Source organism: Nonomuraea cypriaca, assembly GCF_015645445.1.
Taxonomy (GTDB): Bacteria; Actinomycetota; Actinomycetes; order Streptosporangiales; family Streptosporangiaceae; genus Nonomuraea; species Nonomuraea cypriaca.
Genome location: NZ_JADOGI010000005.1, coordinates 13,488 through 34,081, shown reverse-complemented (window position 1 = coordinate 34,081; position 20,594 = coordinate 13,488). Strand labels below are relative to the sequence as shown.

Sequence of the window (20,594 nt, the reverse complement as noted above, 5' to 3'; positions counted from 1 at the left end):
GGGCCATCGATACCGGTCGGGATCCAGGTCAGCGGAACGTGATGCTCTTCCGGGCCGCGCGCGCCCTCACCAGGGGAGGGCGCCGTCGCGATCGCGGTACTGCCCGGTCTGCCCGGGGGAGGTGACCGCCAGTTCGACGATGGCGTCGGTGCCCTCGCTGACCGTCTGGGTGCCCTGGTGGCCGTTGAGGTCGGTGGCGGTGAATCCGGGGTCGGCGAGGTTGAAGCGGATCTCCGGTATGGCCTTGGCGTACTGGATGGTGATCATGTTGAGGGCGGCCTTGGACGTCGGGTACATCAAGTGGGGGAAGGTCGACTCCTTCCGCTCGGGGTCTGTGATGATCGTCAGCGATCCGGCGCCGCTGGAGACCATCACGACCCGTGGGTCGTGCCCGGCGCGCAGCAGCGGCAGGAACGCGTGCGTCACGCGGACCGTACCGACCACGTTGACGCCGAAGACGGGAACGAGGTGCTGCGGCAGGGTCGCCGCGGGGCCGATGAGCTCGCCGGTGATCCCCGCGTTGTTGATCAGTACGTCGAGCCGGTCGGTGCTCTCGCGCACGGTCTGGACGGCCGCGGCGACCGAGTCGTCGGAGGTGACGTCCAGCTGGACGAAGGTCACCTCCGCGCCGCCGGCGGCGAGCCGCTCGCTCGCCTCACGGCCGCGGGCCTCGTCGCGCGACCCGAGGAAGATGCGCCAACCGAGTGCGCCGAGGCGGCGCGCCGTCTCGTAGCCCAGGCCCTTGTTACCGCCGGTGATCAAGACGGTGGTCGTGCTGCTGGAGGTGCTGTGTGATTCGCTCATGCCTCGACGATGCCGGACCGGCCGGGAGCCATCCAGAGATGCCTGAGACTAGGAGCGGCCGTACCAGGATGTCCGTGCTGGACGGGTGGAGAATGGACGCATGGATCGTCTCGAGCTCGCCCGCCTTCTCAAGGCCGCACGGGCACGCATCGTGCCTGAGGAGGTCGGCCTGCCGACCGGCCCGCGGCGGCGGGTGGCCGGGCTGCGTCGCGAGGAGGTGGCCCAGCTCGCCGGGCTGAGCGTCGACTATGTCGTACGCCTCGAGCAGGGCCGCGGGCCGCAGCCGTCCGCCCAGGTGCTGACCGCTCTGACCCAGGCGCTTCGGCTCGAGAGCGACGAACGCGACCAGGTCTTCCGCCTGGCCGGCAGCGCCCCGCCGCTCGCCGGCCGGGTCGAGATGTCGATCCGGCCGAGCATGCTGCGTCTGCTCCAACGGCTGACCGACCTGCCGGCACTCGTGTTGTCGGCCAAGAGCGACGTGCTGGCACAGAACCCGATGGCCGAGGCGCTCCTCGGCGATCTGAGTCGCTGGCCCGAGCGGCAGCGCAACATCATCTGGCAACGGTTCCTCGGCACCGGTGGCGCTCACGTGGCGCTCGCTCCCGAGGAGGACGAGACGACGGCGCAGCAGGCCGTCGGGTCGCTGCGCACCGCGCTTTCCCGCTATCCGCACGACCCGGACCTGCGATCGCTGGTCGATGAGCTGCTCACCGGCAGCGAGCGATTCCGGATCATGTGGGAGGAGGGACGCTCGACGCTGTGGCGGTCGATGCACAAGACGGTCAACCACCCCGACCTCGGGCTTCTCGTCCTGGACTGCGACACCCTGCTGCTGCCGGACACCGACCAGTCGATGATCGTCTACTCGGCGGCGACCGGCACGCGCGAGGCCTCGGCCCTCGACATGCTGTGTGTCACCGGCACCGAACGACTGGGTGTGAGTCGCTAGGGCCGCTTCGGTGCCGTGATCGGCGAATACCAGCATGCCGCTTGAACTGCACGGACGGAGTTTTCGGCAGGCACAGGGCCCGCCCGTGCTTCATTCGGTTGACAGGCCGGCGCGAGAGCGCAGACGGTGGAAGATCTCGCCGAGCTGAGCTACCTCATCCGCGGTGAGTGCGTCGAAAACCAGGTGTCGTACGGCGCGTACATGACCCGGCGCGGCACGTTCGATGGCCGCTCGCCCCGCCTCGGTGATGCGGACGAAGGCACCGCGACCGTCGTCCGGGCAGCCAAGTCGGGACACCAGGTCTCGTTTCTCCATCCGCGCGACGTGGTGGGACACCCGGCTGCGTTCCCACTGCAACGACGCGGCCAGGTCGGATACCCGGATTCGTCCTTCGGCGGAGTCGGTCAGCACGACGAGCACCTGGTAGTCGGGGTTGGACAGCCCAGCGTCGGTCTGCATGTCGCGGTTGAGCTTTGCCAGGAGCTCCGCGTTCAGGCCCATCCATTGTCGCCACATGTACTGCTCGTCATCGTTCAGCCAGGGGATGTCATTCGTCACAGCCACACCTTCAGTGTAGCAGAGTAGGTGACACATCATGTATGGTCCATGTCATGTAGATGACGTGTCACCAACAGGGTGGCGCTCACGGATTTCAGGAGTACCGACGTGACCAGCACCGCAACGACGACCGACCTGTCCACCCTCTCCGGCGACTACGTCCTCGATGTCGCCCACACTCGGATCGGGTTCGTGGCCCGGCACGCGCTGGTGACCAAGGTGCGCGGCCAGTTCAACGAGTTCGAGGGCGGCGTGGGCATCGACGCGGCGGAGCACGGCAATACCACCGCGCACGTCACCATCAAGGTCGCGAGCATCGACACCCGCAACAAGCAGCGTGACGAGCACCTGCGCAGCAGCGACTTCCTGGCGATGGACCAGTTCCCGGAGATCACCTTCGTCTCCACCGGAGTCCGGGTCACGGGCGAGCAGACGGTGGAGTTGACCGGCGACCTCACCATCAGGGGCATCACCAACTCCGTTACTGTGCCGTTCGAATTCCAGGGCGGGGTCGTCGACCCGTTCGGCAACCACCGCATCGGCTTCGAAGGCTCTGCGGTCATCAACCGCAAGGACTTCGGCATCACCTGGAATGCCGCCCTGGAGACCGGTGGTGCCCTGGTCAGCGACAAGATCACGTTGGAGTTCGAGCTGGCCGCCACCAAGCCTGTCTGACATGTCACGGCGAAATCGCCCCTCGGGGCCCGTGGCAAGGCCAAATCCCTCATGGCCAACGTTGCATTCGAGGACGGAAATGACACCTCCATTCGAAGTTGGGATCATTACCTTCGGCGAGATCAGCCCCGATCTCACGACCGGCAAGCTGATGTCACAACACGACCGCATGGCCGAAATCGTGGAGCAAGCGGTCGTCGCCGACGAAGCCGGTCTGGACGTCTACGCCGTCGGTGAGCATCACCGATCGGATTTCGTCGCTTCGGCGCCGCCGGTCATCTTGGCGACGGTAGCCGCCCGGACGAAGCACATCCGTCTGACCAGCGGTGTGACCGTGCTCGGCTCGGAGGACCCGGTCCGGGTCTTCCAGAACTTCGCGACCTTGGACCTGCTGTCCGCCGGCCGGGCCGAACTCATCGCCGGTCGAGGTTCCTTCACCGAGTCGTTTCCGTTGTTCGGCTACGACACCGCCGATTATGCGGACCTTTACCGGGACAAGCTCGACGCCCTTCTCGCGATCCGCGACGGCAACCCCGCGGTTTGGCGTGGCGGGCCGCACACGCGTGACCTCACCGGACTCGATATCGCTCCCCGGCCGGTCGGCGAGTTGCCGATCTGGATCGGCAGCGGAGGCACTCCCGCCTCTGCCATCCGAGCGGGTTCCCTGGGCCTGCCTCTGGTACTCGGCCTGTTACTCGGCCCAGTCGGCCAGTTCACCGACGGGGTGGCGAAGTACTACCAGGCCTTCGAGGCCGCCGGCCATCCGGTGGCGGACGCGCGGGTCGGCATCACCGCCCACGGCTATGTCGGCGCGACCAGCCAGGGCGCTCGGGACACGATGTATCCGTATTTCAAGGTGGGTATGCGGGAAAACAACCACCAGCGCGGAGCCGGATTCGACTTGCCGCGACCCGCCTTCGACGCGCAGGCGACACCGGGCGGCGGGCTGCTCGTGGGAAGTGCGCAGGAGGTCATCGACAAGTTGATGACCTACCACGAACTCTACGGGGTGACCCGAGCCGTTTTCCATCTCGGCTACGGGCACATGCCGCAGCGGGACCATCTCGCCGCCATCGAACGTCTCGGCACCGAGGTCGCGCCGGTGATGCGGCGTGAGCTGTCCCGCACTGCCGGGAGCCCGGCATGAGCCGCACCCTGAGAGTCGTCGTCGTCAACGGCAGCCCGAACGAGCGATCCAAGACCATGGGCCTCGCCGGCCTCGTCACGTCCCGGCTCAACGAAGCCCTGCCGATCGAACTCCATCAGGTCGACGTCTACCGGCTCGGGCCGAGCTTCACCGGAGCCGCCATGCGCGAGGACGTATCGCCCGAGGTCGAGCTCCAGATCCGGCTGGTCGAAGAAGCCGACGTGGTCGTCGCGGCGACACCGGTGTTCCGAGCGTCGTACTCCGGAATGTTCAAGCACTTCTTCGACCTGGTCGACCAGTACGGCCTGGCGAACAAGCCCGTCATCCTGGTGGCCACCGGGGGAAGCGATCGGCATGCGCTCATCATCGAGCACGAGCTCCGGCCGCTCTTCGGCTTCTTCCAGGCCGCGACCGCGCCGGTCGGCTTCTATGCCAATACGGGCGACTTCGACGGCACCCTGGTCCTCAACGGCGAGGTGTACAGCCGCGTCGAAGTGGGTTTGAACGACATCATGCCGCAGCTCAAGGCGCTGGCCGATCGCGAAGAGGTCGCCGCGGTTTAACGTCCTCCGACGGTGTGCGACTGCGGCTCCACCGCGTGTCAACGGCGACCGCGGGGGCGCCTCGCAGTTCGGCTTGGCGCAGGACGTTGACGAGGCGCGGCTCGGTGTAGACGGCGATGATCAGCCACGTCCACCGACGGCCTCGATGTCGACCATATTGTTGATCTTTCAATCATATAGATTAAGATTCAACTGTTAGATTCTGAAACATCGCCCTAATGATCACCTCACTCCTACAGGGAGCACCCATGACTACTGTGTTCGTTGCCGGCTCCACCGGCCATCTGGGCCGCTTGGTCGTCGAGAGTCTGCGGCGGCGGGACGTGCGGGTCCGCGCCCTCGTCAGGCCCGGCAACACCGAGGGCCGCAAGGCGTTGGCCGGCGACTCGGCCATCGAGATCGTGGAAGGTGACATCCGCGATTCCCACGACAGCCTCACCCGCGCACTGGAGGGAGTGGACGTCCTCGTCTCCACCGTCTTCGGGGATGCGGGCGTCTTCGTCGACGGCCAGGTCAACCTGCTGCGTGCCGCCGAGAAGGCCGGGGTTCCGCGCTGGATCCCCTCGGACTACTCCCTGGCCATGGACCGGCTCGACTACGGCGACAACGACCTCGTCGACCTGCGCAAGAAGGCCGGCGACCGCACCCGCGACAGCACCGTGGCATCCACGCCGATCCTTATCGGCGCCTACCTCGATACGGTGAACATGCCCTGGTTCCAGTGGATCGACTGGGAGTCCGGCACCTTCAGCTACTGGGGTGACGGCGATCAGCCCGTCGACTTCTCCACCTATGCCGACACCGCCGAGTGGACCGCCGAAGTAGCCCTCGACCCCTCGGCCGCCGGGCGCACCGTGCGACTCGTCGGGGATGAGCTGACGATGAAGGACCTGCACCAGGCCATGGAGCGCGGCTCGGGACGACGGCTCGAGGCACGGCAGTTGGGCAGCATCGAGGAACTCAGCGCCGAGATCGAACGCCTCAAGGCGGCCGGCGACTCGATGGCGTACATCCCGCTGCAGTACAACTTGGCCATGGTCAGCGGGAAGGGGAAGCTCGACCCGCTCGACAACCACCGCTACCCCGGCGTCAAGCCCACCAGCGCCGAAGAGTTCTTCCGGCGGGCCACGAGATGACACTCATCGCGGTGAACGTACGAGCCGGCCGCCTCGAAGACGACGCGCGCACAGACTTTCTCCCCTTCATGTCGAGAACCTTGCTCGTGACCGCCTGATCAGGTTGGGCCGGCTCGTACCTCTTCATTCATGGACGGATCTGCCTGAACACCGAAAGGAACTTCATGGATCTTGAATTGTCCGGTCGTGTCGCCATCGTCACCGGCGCGTCCAAGGGCATCGGCCTGGCCATTGTCCGCACCCTGGCCGAGGAGGGGGCACTCGTCGTGGCCACCTCGCGGACCCGTGCGGAGGAGTGGCCCGACACGGTGGTGTCCTCGGGCTCCGCCAGGCAGCCCGGCGCCATGAACATCGACTACGCCGCCGCCAAGTCCGCCATGAACCACGTCGGCAAGGCCGTCTCCGAGGAGTACGGCGCCCAGGGCATCCGCGTGAACACCCTCTCGCCAGGACCGACACTCAGCGACATGTGGACCAGGCAGGGCGGGTCCGCCGAGGCGTTCGGCGCCCTCACCGGGACCTCGAAGGAGGACGTCATCGCCAAGGTCGCCCCTGAGATGATGCGGCTGGTCACCGGGCGCCTCGTGCATGCCCAGGAGATCGCCGACGCGATCGCCCTGCTGGTCTCCCCACGCTCGGGCAGCACGACCGGCGCGGACGTCGCCATCGACGGAGGCTACCTGGAGGAGTTGTAGCGCCGTGAACCCTGGTGGGAGGTTGTGGCAAGCCGGCTGAAGACAGCCGCGGACGGCACGCTCTTCAACGCGACGCATGTCCTGACGGCGCCGTCTACTGCGCCACCAAGTACGCCGCCTGGGCCATCACCGAGGGCCTGCGCCCGGAAGTCGACCCGAGCATCCGCGTCACCACGACCTCTCCCGGGGCCGTCGAGTCCGAAATCGCCGACTCGATCCCCGATCCGGGCACCCAAGAGGCCATACGCGCCCTGCCCGAAACACCAATCACCAAATCCATTTGAGGAGCTCACGGATCGTGACCGCAGCACTCGGACTTGGCCTCCCTCAGAACCATCAGTACGACGTCGGCAGGGACGTGCCCGACGTGGCACGCACTGCCGAGCAGATCGGATACCGGAGCCTGTGGGCCTATGAACGGGCCCTCTTCCCCGAGCCCACGACCCAGGGCCTGTTCGGCATTCCCGGCCTGGCCTGGCCCGACGACTACCGTTCCGTGGCCGAGCCACTGATCACGCTGTCCCTGGCGGCCGCGGCCACCGAACGGGTCCATCTGGGCACGTCCGTGCTGGTGGCGCCGCTGCATGGGCCGTTCCAACTCGCCAGGACCCTCGCCACGCTGGACGCGGCGAGCGGTGGCCGGGTGGTCGCGGGCTTCGGCTCGGGATGGTCCCTAGACGAGTACGCCGCCGCGGGCGTCCGGCCCTTCGAGGAGCGCGGCAAGGTGCTGGACGAGGTGATCAAGGTCTGCCGGGCGGTGTGGGGGCCAGACCCGGTGACCTACGACGGCGAGATCGCCCGGATCGCGTCGGCCGTGGTCGGCCCCAAGCCCGCCCGGCCGATTCCGATCCTGCTGGCCGGGGGCAACAGGCAAGCCCAGCGCAGGCTCATCGACCACGCCGACGGCTGGCTGCCGTTGGCCATGGGCGCCGAGCAGACTGCCGCCCAGTGGCGCGAACTGCAGGAACTGGCGGCCGAACGCGGGCGCACCAAGCCGATCCAGACGGTGCTGCGGGCGAACGCCGCGTACACTCCCAAGCCGTACGACGGAAACGACCGCGCCCTCTTCCAGGGCAACGCTGAGCAGATCGTCGAAGACCTGGTCCCGCACGCCGGGATCGGCTTCGACGAGATCCTCATCGATCTGCAGAAGGGCACCCGCGACGCCCAGGAGTTGAAGGACGTCGCCGCCGAGGTGTACGAGAAGGCGCGTGCGGCCGGGGTGTGAACGCCGCTCGGTCTTCAGGACGATGACAAGTGGACGCGGGCCCTGTTTCGATCGGCTGGCTCAGCCACCACCGATCATCAGGGTCCGCCACCCTACTCCGCTCAGCGTTGCACGCCTCGGCGGCTGCGTTGTCGAGCAGCCGACTCGGCCCATGGATCATCGCCGCGCGTTCCGTCCCGCACGTCACGAGTCCTGACCGGTATGAGGGCTGGACGTGGGCGAGTCCCTCGCCGGGGGCCGCGCGCGGTGACGGCCGCGGCCATCGAGTTGGCGGGGGACTACGCCGACAACGCCACGGCGCTGTCGCAGGCTTCGTCGCTGGGCCTGCGGAAGTCGGAGGTCAGACCGACACCGTGGTCTCGCTTGTCGGCCGCTCGCGCCCTGCTTGGCAATGTTCCGAATCCGGACGTACGGCGTGCTCGATCACCTGATCCAGCTTCCTGCCCGCTTCCTCGAGCTCGGCGATGCTCACGGTGATGCGGGCACGTTCGGCGCGCAGGCTGTCGACCACCTCAGGTTCCGCGTGCCCGGCGTCGACGCAGGGCTTTGACGTCAACGTCAAGTCTTAGCGTATGGCCGGCAGGGCAGATCCGATCGCGTCCGCCACCAATGGAGGGAGAACCCATGAACATCGCCGGCTCAATCGCCCTCGTCACCGGCGCGAACCGCGGCATCGGCCGCTGCTTCTTCGACGAGTTGCTCGTGCGCGGGGTCGCGAAGGTCTACGCCACGGCCCGCTGACCCGAACTGATCGAAGTGTCCGGCCCGCGGGTCGCAGCGCTGTGCCCCTCTTGGATCTAGTTGGCCGCGTTCTTCCGGATGATCGTGGTGAGCGCGTTCTGGTGCCCCACGAGGTGAGGTGCTGGTAGATCACCTCACCGAAGGCCGACGCGGTCTTCTCGTCGCGGGTCCAGCCGCGCAGAAGCTCGGATCCGACGGCAAGCCAGTTCACCGGGATCACCCCGGCCTGGACCAGCCGCATCACCGCGGTATCGTGCGTCTCCTTGGTGGTGGCGATTGATGACGGGGTGGTCGCCGAGGACGTCAAGGAGCTCCGGGTACAGCACGCGGGCGCTCGGCTGAGACGTTGGACAACTCCGGACAAGACTGGCAGACTCCCGGAACCGTGACGACGCCTTACCAGCCTGAAGACCAGCGCCGGCAGTACGCGCCGGCCAGTCGGAACCCGCCGCAGCAGGTCCAGTACAACCTGGGGACGGCCAAGCTGAACAAGAAGTTCGGCACGCTGGGCACGGTCGTCTGGGTCATCCTCGGGGTGGTCTTCGCCGGCGGCGTGATCGTGTCGGTGGTGGCGCAGAGCATCGTTCCGATCGGGCTCGTCGTGATCGCGTGCATCATGGTGGTGGCGCGCCGGTTCCTGCGGCCCAGGCGGACAGGTGTGATCGGCAAGCAGGCGATGGGGACGATCACGATCGGCGGTCAGGGGATCGCGATCGCGAACGTCCAGGGGCGAGCGAACGTCTTCTCCTGGAACGAGATCGACGCGATCGGTGTGCTGCGCTGGAAGGAGAACATCGCGTTCCGCAGCGGCTCGGCGCGGGTCGCCCAGATGCTGCGTCCGATGCGGCCGGGCGTACCCGTGTATCTGCCGATCTCCCTGCTCTACGTCGAGGCGCCGAACGAAGAGGTGATCGGCGCGCTGCATCACTTCGCCGGCCCTCGGTTCGTCGGCGTCGACCTGGAGAAGAGCGCTCTGGGCGGTTAGAAGCCGGGAATCACGGCTGCACGTCCGTGACTGGCACGGGGTGGCCGACAACGTCGCACAGGCGGTTCCGGATCAGTTGCCAGCTGTGTTACGTCTGGTTCCCCGACGTCCCGGCCCACCCGCGGCTTCCGGTCCAGGCACAGGTCCCGGCCGGTCGGTGACGTCGTCGCACCCTGCTCACGGACACGATCACCGTCACCGTCGGCGCGGGCGTGTCGAACTCGACCAGCCTGGAGTTGGGGGCCGTGCCGGTACAGCGACATGACCTCGACGCCGAACCGCTCTGCGGCATCGCGCATGCTGACCACCGAGACGCGCCCCGCTCGTCGGCGACGGCCACCGCTGCCTCGATCACGCGCTGCCGGCCGAGCGGCGGGCGGGCTGTCGACGCTCCGGGCACCCGGACTTCTTTCTGCAGCAGAACCCTTGCGGCCTTACGCCCGTAAGGGTAGCGTCAGCAGCGTCCTTACAGATGTAAGATAAGGCGCAGCCAGCCTGCGGCATACCGGAAAAGTGTTATGAATACAAACAGGCGGGCAACCGTAATTGCCGGTGCACTGGTCATCGTGGGCATGATCGCCGGGGTGCTAAGTGTTGTTCCCGTTCTCGAGGAGCCGCGCTATCTCCATCTCATTTCTGCACATGAGCGCCAGGTCATCGTCGGCGCAGTTTCTCAGTTCATCATGATCCCCGCCTATGTCGGGTTTGCACTGTACCTGTATCCGACATTGCGGATGGAGAACGAAGCGCTCAGTCTGGGCTTCCTTGGATTCAGACTGATCGCGGCGACGTTCCATTTTGTCGGCGTGCTTCTCTTGCCTTTGTTCCTTGTGCTGGGCCAGGAATTTGCCCACGCCGGTGCTTCAGACGCGGTCCGCCTCGAGGTCATAGGTGAGTTGCTGCGGATGGCGCGCGACTTGGTGAATCATGTCGCATTGATCCTCTCACTGGGCCTCGGAGATCTCCTATTTTTCGCTATTCTATATCGGTCGAGAATTGTCCCACGTTGGTTGTCTGCCTGGGGACTTCTTGGAGTCGTCCTGGCCATGTCGGCGAGCTTCTTGGTGCTGTTTCGTCTGACTGATGTCGTCACGCCACTATACCTATCAATAAATGCGCCGCTGGCCCTGCAAAGCTTGGTCTTGGCCATATGGTTGATCACAAGAGGATTCGATACAAAGGCATTGCCCACGGGCCACCGGCGCGGCTGACGTGCACGTCGTCCCGCCTTGTTGCGACGTCCTGTGGGTGCCGAGAACTTCGTCGCGTCATGCGACCCGCGGAGTCGATCTCGCGGCGTGGCCACCCCGTTCGACAAACTCGCCGTTCGATACGAGGCGACCGCCCACATCGCTGCCATCGATGGGCAGGCGGGGCTATCCCTCCAGCGCGCTCAGCGTGCCGATGTCCTCGGCGGCACGACGATTCTGCGCAAGATAGAAACGTACTGGGACGGGATCGGCGGTTGGATGAAGTAACCGCCGACGGAGCGGCACCGGGCCGGAACTGAGTAGTGGCACCTTTGGCCGGTAATGCGCCTGAACCGGTCGACTCGGGGCCTCAGTTACCGTCCCGGCTTGAACCTTCGCCGGGCGACGGTACCAGCATTCCCTTCATAGTCGCTGATCGACGACGAGGCCACTGAGGAGCCGTTGCACGACCCGCAGGTGAAGAAGCTCTGCGATCGATGTAGAAGCCGGCGGGGTCCGGCCAGACGAGGCCCTCGGGCGCGAGGTTGGTCACGCCGGGTCCCTCGCTGGAACACCCCAGCCGAGCGCCGCCGCCGAAAACCGGCCGAGGGCTGAGTCATCGCGAGCTTTGAAGTTCACCTGAACAAGTCGCAGCTTCCGAGCTCGCGGCCTGGGCCGCCGAGACCGGTTTGGCCATCACCGTGTGTCACTTCCCGCCCGGGACGTCGAAGTGTGACGTCGACGAGTGCGGCGGCGAACCGGCCAGGATCGGCGTCGAGTATCGCCCGATCTCGGCCGGCGGTACGCCGGCGGCGGTCGCGGTCGCGTTACGACCTGATGGACGCAGAGTCGTCGCTGTGCGCGATTGCTGCCGGCGCGGCCATGGAGGCGAGGAGGGTGAGCTTTTCGCCGCTGTCCGTCTGGGGCTCGGGGTGATAGACGACAAGCATCGCGCCCTCGGTGCCGCTGACGGCGAGTTTCTCGCGGTCGAGCCGGATGGCGCCGACCTGCGGGTGGTGGAATGTCACGGTCGCTCCGGCGCGTGGGCCGACGTCGTGACGTGCCCACAGGCGGCGAAACTCTGGGCTCGCGAGTGTGAGCTCACCGACGAGCTCGATGACCCGTGGGTCGTCGATCTTGCCCGCGACTGACCGGCGGAACCCAGCGAGCAGTCCGGCTGCGGCGCCCTCCCAGTTCGAGAAGAGGGCTTGTTCCGCGGGGTCGAGGAAGACGTCACGAAGCCGATTCCGTCCTACCCGCAGCCGCGGCGAGATCGCCGCGGCGAGCGAGTTGGCCACGAGCACGTCCAGGTATCGACCTTCGATGAAAGCAGGAAACGGAAGTTCTGCGACAAATCGGGCGGTGCTCGCTGGAACGGTCTCGCGCCGGACTTTCCCTCGATTCCGACGCGGTCGCTCCACCGCGAGGCCGAGTAGGTACGTGTCGTCCTCAAGCTGCAGGACATGTCCAATCGACTTGAGCACCTGGACCGACGGGTTGCGGTCGCGGCCCTGCTCGAGGCGCAGGTAGTACTCCGCGCTGATCCCAGAGAGCATCGCGACCTCTTCGCGGCGCAGTCCCGGGACGCGGCGAGTTCCGCTCATCGGGATCCCGACCTGCTCGGGAGTGACGAGCTCGCGGCGAGCTCGGAGGTACTCGCCAAGAACGTTCGGCTCATCTGTCATACCTCTCACGGTAACCGCAGGGTGGCTCGGCCTGGCTACTCCCTGCCACTACCAGTGTCACGGGGAGCCTGGTTCGCCGACGCCGGCCCGCGGAACGTTGATCCCGGCTGGAAAGACGCAGCCGTTCACCTCGAAAGGAATGGCCCATGACTCGAGAGCACGCCCTCGTCACCGGCGGATCCGGCTTCGTCGCCGGGCACTGCATCCTGCGGTTGCTCGAACGGGGCTACGACGTCCGCACCACCGTTCGCTCCCTCCGTCGCGAGAACGAGATCCGTGCCGTCCTGGAAGGAGCGGGGATGCGCCGCGGTGCCGCCCTGAGCTTCGTGGAGGCGGACCTGACGAACGACGCCGGCTGGGCCGAGGCGGTCGAAGGCGTCGACTACGTCCTGCACGTCGCCTCACCGATCCACACCGAGAACGTGAAGGATGAGAACGAGGTCATCACCCCGGCGCGCGAGGGCACCCTGCGTGTCCTCCTGGCGGCCCGCGATGCCGGTGTCAAGCGTGTCGTGCTGACGTCGGCCTTCCACGCCGTCGGGTTCGGGCACGGCCACATCGACCATGTCTTCACTGAGGACGACTGGTCGCCCCTTGACGGCCCGGGCATCGATGCGTACGGCAAGAGCAAAGTCCTCGCCGAACGAGCGGCTTGGGACTTCATCCGTGCTGAGGGAGGCAGCACCGAGCTGACCACGATTTGCCCGGTGGCCATCATGGGACCCGTCATGGGCAAGGCCGTCTCCGGCGCGAACCACATCGTCCAGCGCAGCCTGAACGGTGAGATGCCCGGATACCCGAACATGTACGTCCCGGTGGTCGACGTTCGCGACGTCGCGGCCGCGCATGTCGCGGCGATGACCGCACCGGGTGCCGCCGGCCAGCGATTCCTTGTTGCAAGTGGTGAGGCTGCCATCGCGATGAAGGGGATCGGCGCCATCCTCCGCGAGCATTTCGGCGATGCGGCGAAGCGCGTCCCGACTCGCTCCATCCCCAATGTGGTCGTCCGTCTCACCGCACTCTTCAAGGCGGAGTTCAAGCCCGTCGCCGCGGACCTTGGCTATGTCAAGCGCGTGTCGAACGAGAAGGCACGCAGGCTCCTGGGACTGCAGCCGCGAACGTCCTTGGAGGCGATCATCGCGTCCGCCGACAGCATGATCGCCAAGTCGCTCGTCAAGGCTTGACCAAGTGAGCGGGCCGGACCGCCGGATGACAGCGGCAGCCCGGGCCGTTCTGGGTCTTTCTCGTGATTGTCATACTCCGCACCAAGGCCCTGATGAGCATGAGAGCCGTCGGACACGGCGAGCTGCCGAGAAAGGACCAACGTCGTTCGCGCACGGACGGCTACGCCGAGGAAGACGAGCTCTGGCGGGCCGCCGAGCGGTATGTTCTCGTGGCGTCTACCGCTCGCACGCGATCACCAGGCACGCCATCCGCAACGCCATGAACTTGGGACCGTGTCGGCGGTTCAGGCGGCCCTGTGCCGTGCTGAGGGATAGCCCGGAGATTGCTGATCCTGCGGCTCGGCACGCACCAGCCACGGGAGCCCGGCGTAGTTCCGGTGCGGCCAGCCTCAATGTTGGGCAAGTGTTCCGCAAAATCCTGAATGGTGGATCTCTGCCTGGATATGGAGGACGGGGTGCCGGGGGAAGGAGCGGATCCGTCATGGCCGCTCAGAGTTATGCCAGGCCTTTGGGTGGGCGTGTGGCCGTCGTCACCGGGGCGTCCAGCGGTATCGGTGAGGCCGCTGCCGAGCATCTGGCGTGGCTGGGTGCCAAGGTCGCGGTTGTGGCGCGGCGCGAGGGGCGCCTGGAGGACCTGGTCGCCCGGATCGAGAAGAACGGCGGCAGCGCGATGGAGATCGCCGCCGATGTAACGGACGCGGCCCGGGTGCGGGCCGCCGCCGATGCGGTGGAGGCGGAGCTGGGTGCTGTGGACCTGTTGTTCAACAACGCGGGCGTCATGCTGCCGGCGCCGATCGAGGAGCGGCGTACCGATCAGTGGCGGCACCAGATCGACCTGAACATCAAGGGGTTGATGAACACCATCGGCGCCTTCGTCCCGCAACTCATCCGGGCTGCGGGAGCGCGTGGGGTGGCCGATCTGATCAACACGGCTTCGATCGCGGCGCACAACATCTTCCCGAACTTCGCCGTCTACTCCGGCACCAAGGCCTTCGTCGCGATGGAGTGGCTCACGCCGCAGGACATCGCCCAGGTCGTCGGCTTCATCGCGGCCTTGCCACCGCAGGCGAATCTGCAGGAGGTCATCGTCATGCCGACCGGGCAGCCCACCTGACGGCGCTCGCCGCGTGCGCCGGCACCGTACAGCGGGAGAGGAAGGGTGATCAGTGCGATGAAGATCGATCTGAGTGGGCGTACGGCACTGGTCACCGGGTCCACCTCGGGGATCGGGGAGGCCACCGCGCAGGCGCTGGCGGGCGCGGGCGCCGAGGTCGTGATCAACGGTCGGGAGCCCGGCAGCGTGGCGGAGACCACGAAACGCCTCGGGGTGGGCGGGATCACGGCCGACGTCGGCACCGCCGAAGGGGCGGCCGCGCTGGTCGAGCAGCTCCCCGATGCCGACATCCTGGTCAACAACGTGGGGATGTTCGTCACCCGGCCGGTGTTCGAGATCACCGACGAGGAGTGGCTGCGGATCTACGAGGTGAACGTGTTGTCCGGGGTACGGCTGGCGCGGCACTACACCCCGCGGATGGCCGGCCGCGGGTAGGGCCGGGTGATCTTCGTGAGCAGTGAGTCGGGGGTCCAGACGCCGGCCGCCAAGGTGGACCGCATCAGGGCCGTCTGCCGGCAGTACGGCATCAGCGTCAAGGCCGCCGCGCTGCAGTTCTCGCTGGCTCACCCCGCCGCCCGCGCGGCCATTCCCGGCTCCACCAAGCCCGACCACGTCGCCGAGGACGTCGCCGCGATCAGCGAGCGGATCCCGGCAGAGTTCTGGACGGCCCTGCGCCAGGAGCGCCTGATCGCGCCCGACGCTCCGGTGCCCACCACCTGACCACACGCGCAACCGCACCCGTTCCGAGCGGGCTCACGAGACGCTTCGGTGCCCGTCTCCCGACTGCAGACATCCGCCTCCGGCTTGTGGAGGGTTCCCATGGCCACCACCAGCGCATCCATCGACCTGCCTGTCCCGGCCGAGCACGTGTGGCGGCTGATCGGCGGCTTCGGCTCGCTGCCCGACTGGCTGCCGTACATCCCGGCAAGCGACCTGGCCGAGGGCGGCCGCGTCCGCAGACTCACCAGCAAGGGGGGCGATGTCATCGTCGAGCGCCTGGAGACGTTCGACGAGCGGGCGCGTACGTACACCTACTCCTTCGTCCAGTCGCCCTTCCCGGTGACCGGCTACCGGTCGACACTCGCGGTACGCGAGGCACCCGGGCACCGGGGGTGCCGGGTGGAGTGGTCGGGCAGCTTCACACCCGTGGGCGCCACCACCGACGACGAGGCGATCGCCCTGTTCCACGGCATCTACGCCGACGGTCTGGCTGCATTGAAACAGGTCGTCGGTGCCGGGCAACCACTCGGTGTCCCGTGCCGGGCCTTCGCCGGGCCGCGCCGTGACGGCGTAGCGGCCAAGCAGCACGGGCGCGAGCACGATATCGGCTCACTCACCGTTCCCCGTCACCGGCGGCTGGGAGAACTTCCAGAACCTCTCCACCCCTGACCGGCACCGCCAGCGGACCTCTCCATCTGGTCTTCACCGGCGGCAGCGGCTCCCTGTTCGACATCGACACCCTCACCCTGGAGACCTCGGCCTCGTGAGCGCGGTCACGTCACTGAAGGAGAGGTGAACACCTAGGGTTCATCTGGTTGAAGCGGGCAGTTCGGCGATGCGGCGGCGTAACTCCTCGGTTGAGCGGCCAACCTTGTCGAAGAGCTCCAGCGTCCACTCCCAGCACTGGCGTGCGTGTTCACGGACCAAGGCCGCGCCCAGGGCGATCCCCTACCGGCTCTGGGCCAACCGCGGACCGTCGACGATGCGGGTCTGAGCCCCGGCCGTCCACGCGCCGTCGATCCCGTAGGACACGAACGTTGTCCAGTAGAGCCGGGCGATGCCGCGCCCCCGAGGCGGCCTACCGGCTCGGGGACCACGCCTGGCATCCGTCACCGGCGCAGCTTGTACCGGATGGGCAGGTGCTTGATGCCGCCGACGAAGGTCGTGGCGGTCCATTCCGGTTGTCCGGCGAGTTCGACGGTGTCCAGGCGGGGCAGCAGCTCGGCGAACAGCGCCCGCAGCTCCATCCGGGCCAGCGCCGCGCCCAGGCAGTAGTGCACGCCGAACCCGAAGGCGAGGTGCCGGTTGGGGTCGCGGCCGACGTCGAAGCGGAACGGGTCGCTGAACACCGCTTCGTCGCGGTTGGCCGATGGATACGACAGCAGGACGGACTCGCCTGCGCTGATCTGCACGCCGTTCAGGCTGGTGTCGGCCGCCGCAGTCCGCATGAACTCCTTGACGGGGGTGACCCAGCGGATCATCTCGTCGACCGCCAGCGGCAGCAGGTCGGGGTTCGCGCGCAACCAGGCCAGTTGGCCGGGGTGCTCGATGAGGGCGTGGAGCCCGCCGGCCACGGTGGAGCTGGTGGTGTCGTGCCCGGCGGTGGCGATGATGACGTAGTAGGAGGCCGTTTGAAGGTCGTCGAGCGGCCTGCCGTCCACCGTGGCGTTGGCGATGGCGGAGGCCAGGTCATCGGTCGGGTGGGCGCGACGGGTGGCAGTGAGCTCCTTGAAGTAGGCGAAGAAGTCCAGCAGCACCGCGAACTGCTCCTCGGCGCTCGCGCCGCGCCTGTTCTCCTCGTCGGCGCCGCCGAACAGTTCCTGGGTGAGCTTGAGCATCCGCGGGAAGTCGGACTCGGGCAGGCCGAGCAGCGAGAGGATCACGTACAGCGGGTAGTGCACCGCGATCCGGGTGGCGAAGTCGCACTCGCCGCCGTAGTCGGCCATGCGGTCGACGTAGCGGCGCGCGAGGTCCTGGACCCGGGCCTCCAGGGCGCGCATCGCCTTGGGGCGGAACCAGTCGGCGCCGATCGCGCGGACCACCCGGTGCTCCGGGTCGTCCATGTGCACCAGGGTCTTCAGCGCGATGCCCTCGGCCGCCCGCCCTCTGGCGAGTTCCTCGAACTCTCTCTTCGCGAGGATCGGGCGTGGCTCGTTGAGCCACAGGGCGTTGTCGCGTTCTATCTGCATGATGTCGGCGTGCCGGGTGACGGCGTAGAAAGGCCGGTATCCGGGGGCCGCCACGAGGTGGACCGGGGCCTGTCCGCGCAGCAGGGCGAGCGCCTGGTGCAGGCGCGCCTCGTCGGTGTAGGAGGCGGGGTCGGCGAGCATGAGCCCCGCCTGTTCGATCGTCATGTTCATGTGGGACTCCTGACCAGGACCTGGATTTCGGTGAACCGTACAGGCCCCACGGCCCGTTCTCGATGCCGAGGCCCCATTTGTGGCCACGGGGAGACGCGAGGGCGGCCGCGACCGCCTGAACGTGCCAACCCCAGTCCCCACGCCCACCACTGGCAGCCTTCGGTCGGAACGAACGGCATGGCCGGGACTGTACGGGTTACTGGACACACTCGCATGGCCCAGTATTGTCCTCGTGCCCCGTATCTCCGCGGAGGCTGAGCCATGTCCTCCTCCCACGCGCCCCTGGACCAGAGCCTGGAGCCTCCCGCTGAGGCGGGCCATGGGAGCCGTGCTCGGTATCCGCAGTGGCGCGGCACGATCCCGCGACGCGGGCTCCACACGTTCATACACAGTGACGGCGTACGAGCGCACCGGATGCTCGTAAGGATGCTCGCTCACCTTGCGGAAGAAAGGGTCCTCGTCGAGGTGCTGGTAGAGGCGGCGTGCCTCGGGCCATTCGTGCACGAGGACCAGGACCGCGCCCGGCACCATGAACGAGCGAAATCGCCCGAAAACCAGGCGCAGCCGTTCGCCGCGGCCCACGTAATACAACGTCTCAGCGCAGATGACCAGATCAAAGGTGCCGCCGGGATCCTCGTTGAGGAAATCGAGCGCCGCGAACCTCGCCACCCCAGCCGCCGCCCGTATGACCGCCCGATCCGAGACGTCCACCCCCCAGCACTCCGCCCCCGGGTACGCACCCGCCAGCCGGCGAGTGAACGCCCCTTCGCTGCATCCCACGTCCAGGACCCTGCGGCAGGCACGGCGGGGCACATGCTGCAACGTCCTCTCATACTTCTCGATCTCATATGGCTCGGTGTCATACCGCCACGGGTCAGGTACGTGATGAACCCACTCGAAGTAGTGGCGCAGGAAGCGCCCATGATCGGAGGCGGGAAGAAGCGAGACGACTCGGAAGAACATCCGATGCAGGCGATCGTGGATGGTGGACATGCACTTCAGCCTGCTGAAGCACATGCATCGGTTCATCGACCGCAGGAACGATCTCTCACCGAGACCGAACTCCTGACACAGCGGCGTCGCCAGGTACTCCAGACCTGGAGCTGTGGTACTTCCGGCCCAGGCCATGGGGTCCGGCGGAAGCGGCCGGATGAGGAGCGCGCTGGTGCGTCGGGAGTGGGAACCGCAAGAGTTGGGCGCGGAGAACGGATTTCGTCGCCGGGGCCGCCGCGGCGGTCGTCGGCGTCTGGCTTGGCCCGATGCTCCTCTGGGCAGTGCCGTACCAACTCGGCCTGACCTGGGGACAAGCCCATCCGAGGCTGGAACTCCTGCCGCCAGGCCCGCAGGCGAGGAGCCGCCTGGTCATCCTGAGCAACCGCTTCGCACTGCCGCTCCACGGCCCGGCGCTCGGGTAACGGGCGGCAAACAGGGTTCCCGGGCAACTGCTGACCGCACACCGCCCGTGGTGCTGGATGGCGCATGTCAAGGCGTTGTCCCCCAGCCCCTCAACAGGCTGGGGGACAACGCGCCGCCCTCGACGGCAGACGACGCTATGTCAACGTGAACCCGTTCACGATCTCAATCAGGCGGCGGGAATTCGCGGTGCCTTCTACGCTCCTCCGCCGATCTTCACGTGAGCAATCACGGGGTAGTGGTCGGAGGGGAACTGGCCGTTCCGCTCGAATGGGTCGATCTCGGTCCAGAGCGTCTCGATGTCGCCACGAGACAGGATCCAGTCGATCCGGTCGCCATTCGGGACAGGGGGGTTCCAGCCGCCGAAGGTGTTGTACGCGGGGCCGCGGCGATGTGCGGTCAGCCACGTGTCGGTGAAGGCGTTCTCGCCGGTGAGGATCTTGTAAGGCTGCGTCTTTTCGGCGGCCACGTTGAAGTCTCCGGTGAAGATGACCGGACGGCCGGCCTCGAAGCCACGCACCCGCTGGAGAGCCAGTTCGGCGCTCTTCACCCGGGCGTTCTCCGATTCGTGGTCGAAGTGGGTGTTCACGTGGTAGAAGTCCGCGCCGGTCCTTTTATCGCGAAATCTCGCCCAAGTCACCATCCTGGTGATGTTGTTACCCCAGGTGGCCGACCCGATGACGTTGGGGGTGTCGGACAGCCAGAAGTGGTCGAAGTCGAGCACTTCGAAGCGGTCCTTACGATAGAAGATCGCGGAAAACTCGTCCCGAGTGCCGCCCTGTCGGCCCATTCCGATCCAGTCGTACTCCGGGAACCCACCCTCGATGTCCCGCATCTGGCGCCACAACGCCTCCTGCACACCGAGCAGGTCGGGACGATGATCGCGCAGGACACGCTTCATCACCGGAAGGCGGTCCGGCCAGGCGTTGGGCGGGGTGTCCGAGGCGTAGCGAATGTTGTAGGTCATGACGCGGACGGAGGCGTCACTTGCCGACGCAGGGCTAGCGGCCGTCAGCATCGCCAGCGCGATGGTGAGCGCGCTGACCACGGCGGCGAGAGGTACGAACGATGACTTCTGGAAGAGGCGGGAGGCTAAGGTGGCGCGACCTCGTGCGAGCATGTCGGTCCCTTCGAAAGATCTTCGATGCGCGCTCGATCCTGATCCGGCGAGATGTCCACCCAACGGCAGCGGCATGTCCGTCTCGGTACGTTCTGATGGCGCAAGACCTGACCGCAGGCGCTATGCAGCACGGTGATCCCTGCCTATGGCTCACCAACATGATCCCGCGAGGTCCACTCCGGCTCTCGGGGCATCTACGGCGCCCGATATTGAGGAGCGCGATCATCCATGCGCGCTGTACCCTCGTGTGCTCGCGATCTCCCGCGTGGATCCACACGGGCTCGGACGCGACCTCGGCCCCGACCGACCCGGGTCGCTGGGCGGGGC

The 20,594-nt window shown here is 67.0% G+C and carries 23 protein-coding genes and 2 pseudogenes; 18 read left to right on the top strand and 7 right to left on the bottom strand.

All coding sequences use genetic code 11. From position 1 onward, the window contains the following. Positions 1 to 66: 66 nt before the first annotated feature. Positions 67 to 804 carry an SDR family NAD(P)-dependent oxidoreductase gene (locus ITP53_RS02970; RefSeq protein WP_195893708.1) on the bottom strand — a complete coding sequence of 246 codons (738 nt, stop codon included), beginning with the start codon at positions 802 to 804 and terminating at the stop codon, positions 67 to 69. Between the two features lie 100 nt (positions 805 to 904). Here ITP53_RS02970 and ITP53_RS02965 point away from each other — a divergent pair, with 100 nt between their 5' ends. Continuing rightward, entirely contained in the window at positions 905 to 1,753 is an 849-nt protein-coding gene (locus tag ITP53_RS02965) for a helix-turn-helix transcriptional regulator (RefSeq protein WP_195893707.1), read from the top strand. Between the two features lie 90 nt (positions 1,754 to 1,843). On the opposite strand, the gene ITP53_RS02960 is transcribed toward ITP53_RS02965, so the two are convergent. Beyond that, positions 1,844 to 2,311 (bottom strand): MarR family winged helix-turn-helix transcriptional regulator, encoded by a 468-nt coding sequence (locus ITP53_RS02960; protein WP_328813806.1) that lies wholly within the window; start codon positions 2,309 to 2,311, stop codon positions 1,844 to 1,846. A gap of 108 nt (positions 2,312 to 2,419) precedes the next feature. Between ITP53_RS02960 and ITP53_RS02955 the strand changes: the two genes are divergently transcribed. From ITP53_RS02955 to ITP53_RS02925, 6 genes are all read left to right on the top strand, one after another. Continuing rightward, positions 2,420 to 2,986, top strand: coding sequence for a YceI family protein (locus ITP53_RS02955; RefSeq protein ID WP_195893705.1), 567 nt, complete (start codon positions 2,420 to 2,422; stop codon positions 2,984 to 2,986). Between the two features lie 79 nt (positions 2,987 to 3,065). After that, on the top strand, positions 3,066 to 4,133 hold the full coding sequence (locus tag ITP53_RS02950) for an LLM class flavin-dependent oxidoreductase (RefSeq protein WP_195893704.1): 1,068 nt from the start codon (positions 3,066 to 3,068) through the stop codon (positions 4,131 to 4,133). Beyond that, on the top strand, positions 4,130 to 4,696 hold the full coding sequence (locus ITP53_RS02945) for an NAD(P)H-dependent oxidoreductase (RefSeq protein WP_195893703.1): 567 nt from the start codon (positions 4,130 to 4,132) through the stop codon (positions 4,694 to 4,696). Before ITP53_RS02950 ends, ITP53_RS02945 begins: the two co-directional genes overlap by 4 nt. A gap of 248 nt (positions 4,697 to 4,944) precedes the next feature. Continuing rightward, positions 4,945 to 5,832: an NmrA family NAD(P)-binding protein gene (locus ITP53_RS02940; RefSeq protein ID WP_195893702.1), complete on the top strand. Its 888-nt coding sequence runs from the start codon at positions 4,945 to 4,947 to the stop codon at positions 5,830 to 5,832. Between the two features lie 164 nt (positions 5,833 to 5,996). Beyond that, positions 5,997 to 6,527 carry an SDR family NAD(P)-dependent oxidoreductase gene (locus tag ITP53_RS02935; RefSeq protein ID WP_195893701.1) on the top strand — a complete coding sequence of 177 codons (531 nt, stop codon included), beginning with the start codon at positions 5,997 to 5,999 and terminating at the stop codon, positions 6,525 to 6,527. Between the two features lie 298 nt (positions 6,528 to 6,825). Further along, positions 6,826 to 7,755, top strand: a complete 930-nt coding sequence (locus ITP53_RS02925; RefSeq protein ID WP_195893700.1) for an LLM class F420-dependent oxidoreductase — start codon at positions 6,826 to 6,828, stop codon at positions 7,753 to 7,755. Between the two features lie 340 nt (positions 7,756 to 8,095). Here the strand turns inward: ITP53_RS02925 and ITP53_RS02920 are convergent, their stop codons facing one another. Beyond that, positions 8,096 to 8,266, bottom strand: coding sequence for a hypothetical protein (locus tag ITP53_RS02920; protein WP_195893699.1), 171 nt, complete (start codon positions 8,264 to 8,266; stop codon positions 8,096 to 8,098). Positions 8,267 to 8,881: 615 nt separating this feature from the next. Between ITP53_RS02920 and ITP53_RS02910 the strand changes: the two genes are divergently transcribed. From ITP53_RS02910 to ITP53_RS60935, 4 genes and pseudogenes are all read left to right on the top strand, one after another. Then, positions 8,882 to 9,481 carry a hypothetical protein gene (locus ITP53_RS02910; protein WP_195893698.1) on the top strand — a complete coding sequence of 200 codons (600 nt, stop codon included), beginning with the start codon at positions 8,882 to 8,884 and terminating at the stop codon, positions 9,479 to 9,481. 518 nt (positions 9,482 to 9,999) lie between these two features. After that, a complete protein-coding gene (locus ITP53_RS02905) occupies positions 10,000 to 10,692 on the top strand; it encodes a DUF4386 domain-containing protein (protein ID WP_268960908.1) in 693 nt (230 codons plus the stop codon). A gap of 87 nt (positions 10,693 to 10,779) precedes the next feature. Continuing rightward, the gene (locus tag ITP53_RS02900) at positions 10,780 to 10,959 is read left to right on the top strand and encodes a hypothetical protein (protein WP_195893696.1); all 180 of its coding nucleotides are present in this window, start codon (positions 10,780 to 10,782) and stop codon (positions 10,957 to 10,959) included. Positions 10,960 to 11,327: 368 nt separating this feature from the next. Beyond that, positions 11,328 to 11,402, top strand: a pseudogene (locus tag ITP53_RS60935) (ISAzo13-like element transposase-related protein); the annotation flags it as partial. Between the two features lie 96 nt (positions 11,403 to 11,498). On the opposite strand, the gene ITP53_RS02890 reads toward ITP53_RS60935, so the two are convergent. Next, complete coding sequence (locus ITP53_RS02890; protein WP_195893695.1) at positions 11,499 to 12,356, bottom strand: helix-turn-helix domain-containing protein; 858 nt, start codon at positions 12,354 to 12,356, stop codon at positions 11,499 to 11,501. Positions 12,357 to 12,502: 146 nt separating this feature from the next. Here ITP53_RS02890 and ITP53_RS02885 point away from each other — a divergent pair, with 146 nt between their 5' ends. The 6 genes from ITP53_RS02885 (at position 12,503) to ITP53_RS60930 (ending at position 16,368) form a co-directional block, all read left to right on the top strand. Continuing rightward, the gene (locus ITP53_RS02885) at positions 12,503 to 13,540 is read left to right on the top strand and encodes an SDR family oxidoreductase (RefSeq protein WP_195893694.1); all 1,038 of its coding nucleotides are present in this window, start codon (positions 12,503 to 12,505) and stop codon (positions 13,538 to 13,540) included. A gap of 520 nt (positions 13,541 to 14,060) precedes the next feature. After that, entirely contained in the window at positions 14,061 to 14,654 is a 594-nt protein-coding gene (locus ITP53_RS02880; RefSeq protein ID WP_328813799.1) for an SDR family oxidoreductase, read from the top strand. 57 nt (positions 14,655 to 14,711) lie between these two features. Next, positions 14,712 to 15,089, top strand: coding sequence for an SDR family NAD(P)-dependent oxidoreductase (locus ITP53_RS02875; protein WP_195893692.1), 378 nt, complete (start codon positions 14,712 to 14,714; stop codon positions 15,087 to 15,089). A 15-nt stretch (positions 15,090 to 15,104) separates the two neighbouring features. Then, positions 15,105 to 15,374, top strand: coding sequence for an aldo/keto reductase (locus ITP53_RS56925; protein WP_207755473.1), 270 nt, complete (start codon positions 15,105 to 15,107; stop codon positions 15,372 to 15,374). 99 nt (positions 15,375 to 15,473) lie between these two features. Then, positions 15,474 to 16,043, top strand: coding sequence for an SRPBCC family protein (locus ITP53_RS02865; protein WP_207755472.1), 570 nt, complete (start codon positions 15,474 to 15,476; stop codon positions 16,041 to 16,043). Between the two features lie 166 nt (positions 16,044 to 16,209). Next, positions 16,210 to 16,368, top strand: coding sequence for a hypothetical protein (locus ITP53_RS60930; protein WP_407941209.1), 159 nt, complete (start codon positions 16,210 to 16,212; stop codon positions 16,366 to 16,368). 115 nt (positions 16,369 to 16,483) lie between these two features. On the opposite strand, the gene ITP53_RS56920 is transcribed toward ITP53_RS60930, so the two are convergent. Together ITP53_RS56920 and ITP53_RS60925 are read right to left on the bottom strand one after the other, a co-directional pair. After that, positions 16,484 to 17,734 (bottom strand): cytochrome P450, encoded by a 1,251-nt coding sequence (locus ITP53_RS56920; RefSeq protein WP_236050376.1) that lies wholly within the window; start codon positions 17,732 to 17,734, stop codon positions 16,484 to 16,486. Between the two features lie 468 nt (positions 17,735 to 18,202). Then, positions 18,203 to 18,697, bottom strand: a pseudogene (locus ITP53_RS60925) (class I SAM-dependent methyltransferase); the annotation flags it as partial. A 296-nt stretch (positions 18,698 to 18,993) separates the two neighbouring features. Here ITP53_RS60925 and ITP53_RS02855 point away from each other — a divergent pair. Beyond that, positions 18,994 to 19,149 (top strand): hypothetical protein, encoded by a 156-nt coding sequence (locus tag ITP53_RS02855; protein WP_195893689.1) that lies wholly within the window; start codon positions 18,994 to 18,996, stop codon positions 19,147 to 19,149. 194 nt (positions 19,150 to 19,343) lie between these two features. Here the strand turns inward: ITP53_RS02855 and ITP53_RS02850 are convergent, their stop codons facing one another. Then, a complete protein-coding gene (locus tag ITP53_RS02850) occupies positions 19,344 to 20,267 on the bottom strand; it encodes an endonuclease/exonuclease/phosphatase family protein (protein WP_207755471.1) in 924 nt (307 codons plus the stop codon). Positions 20,268 to 20,594 lie beyond the last annotated feature (327 nt).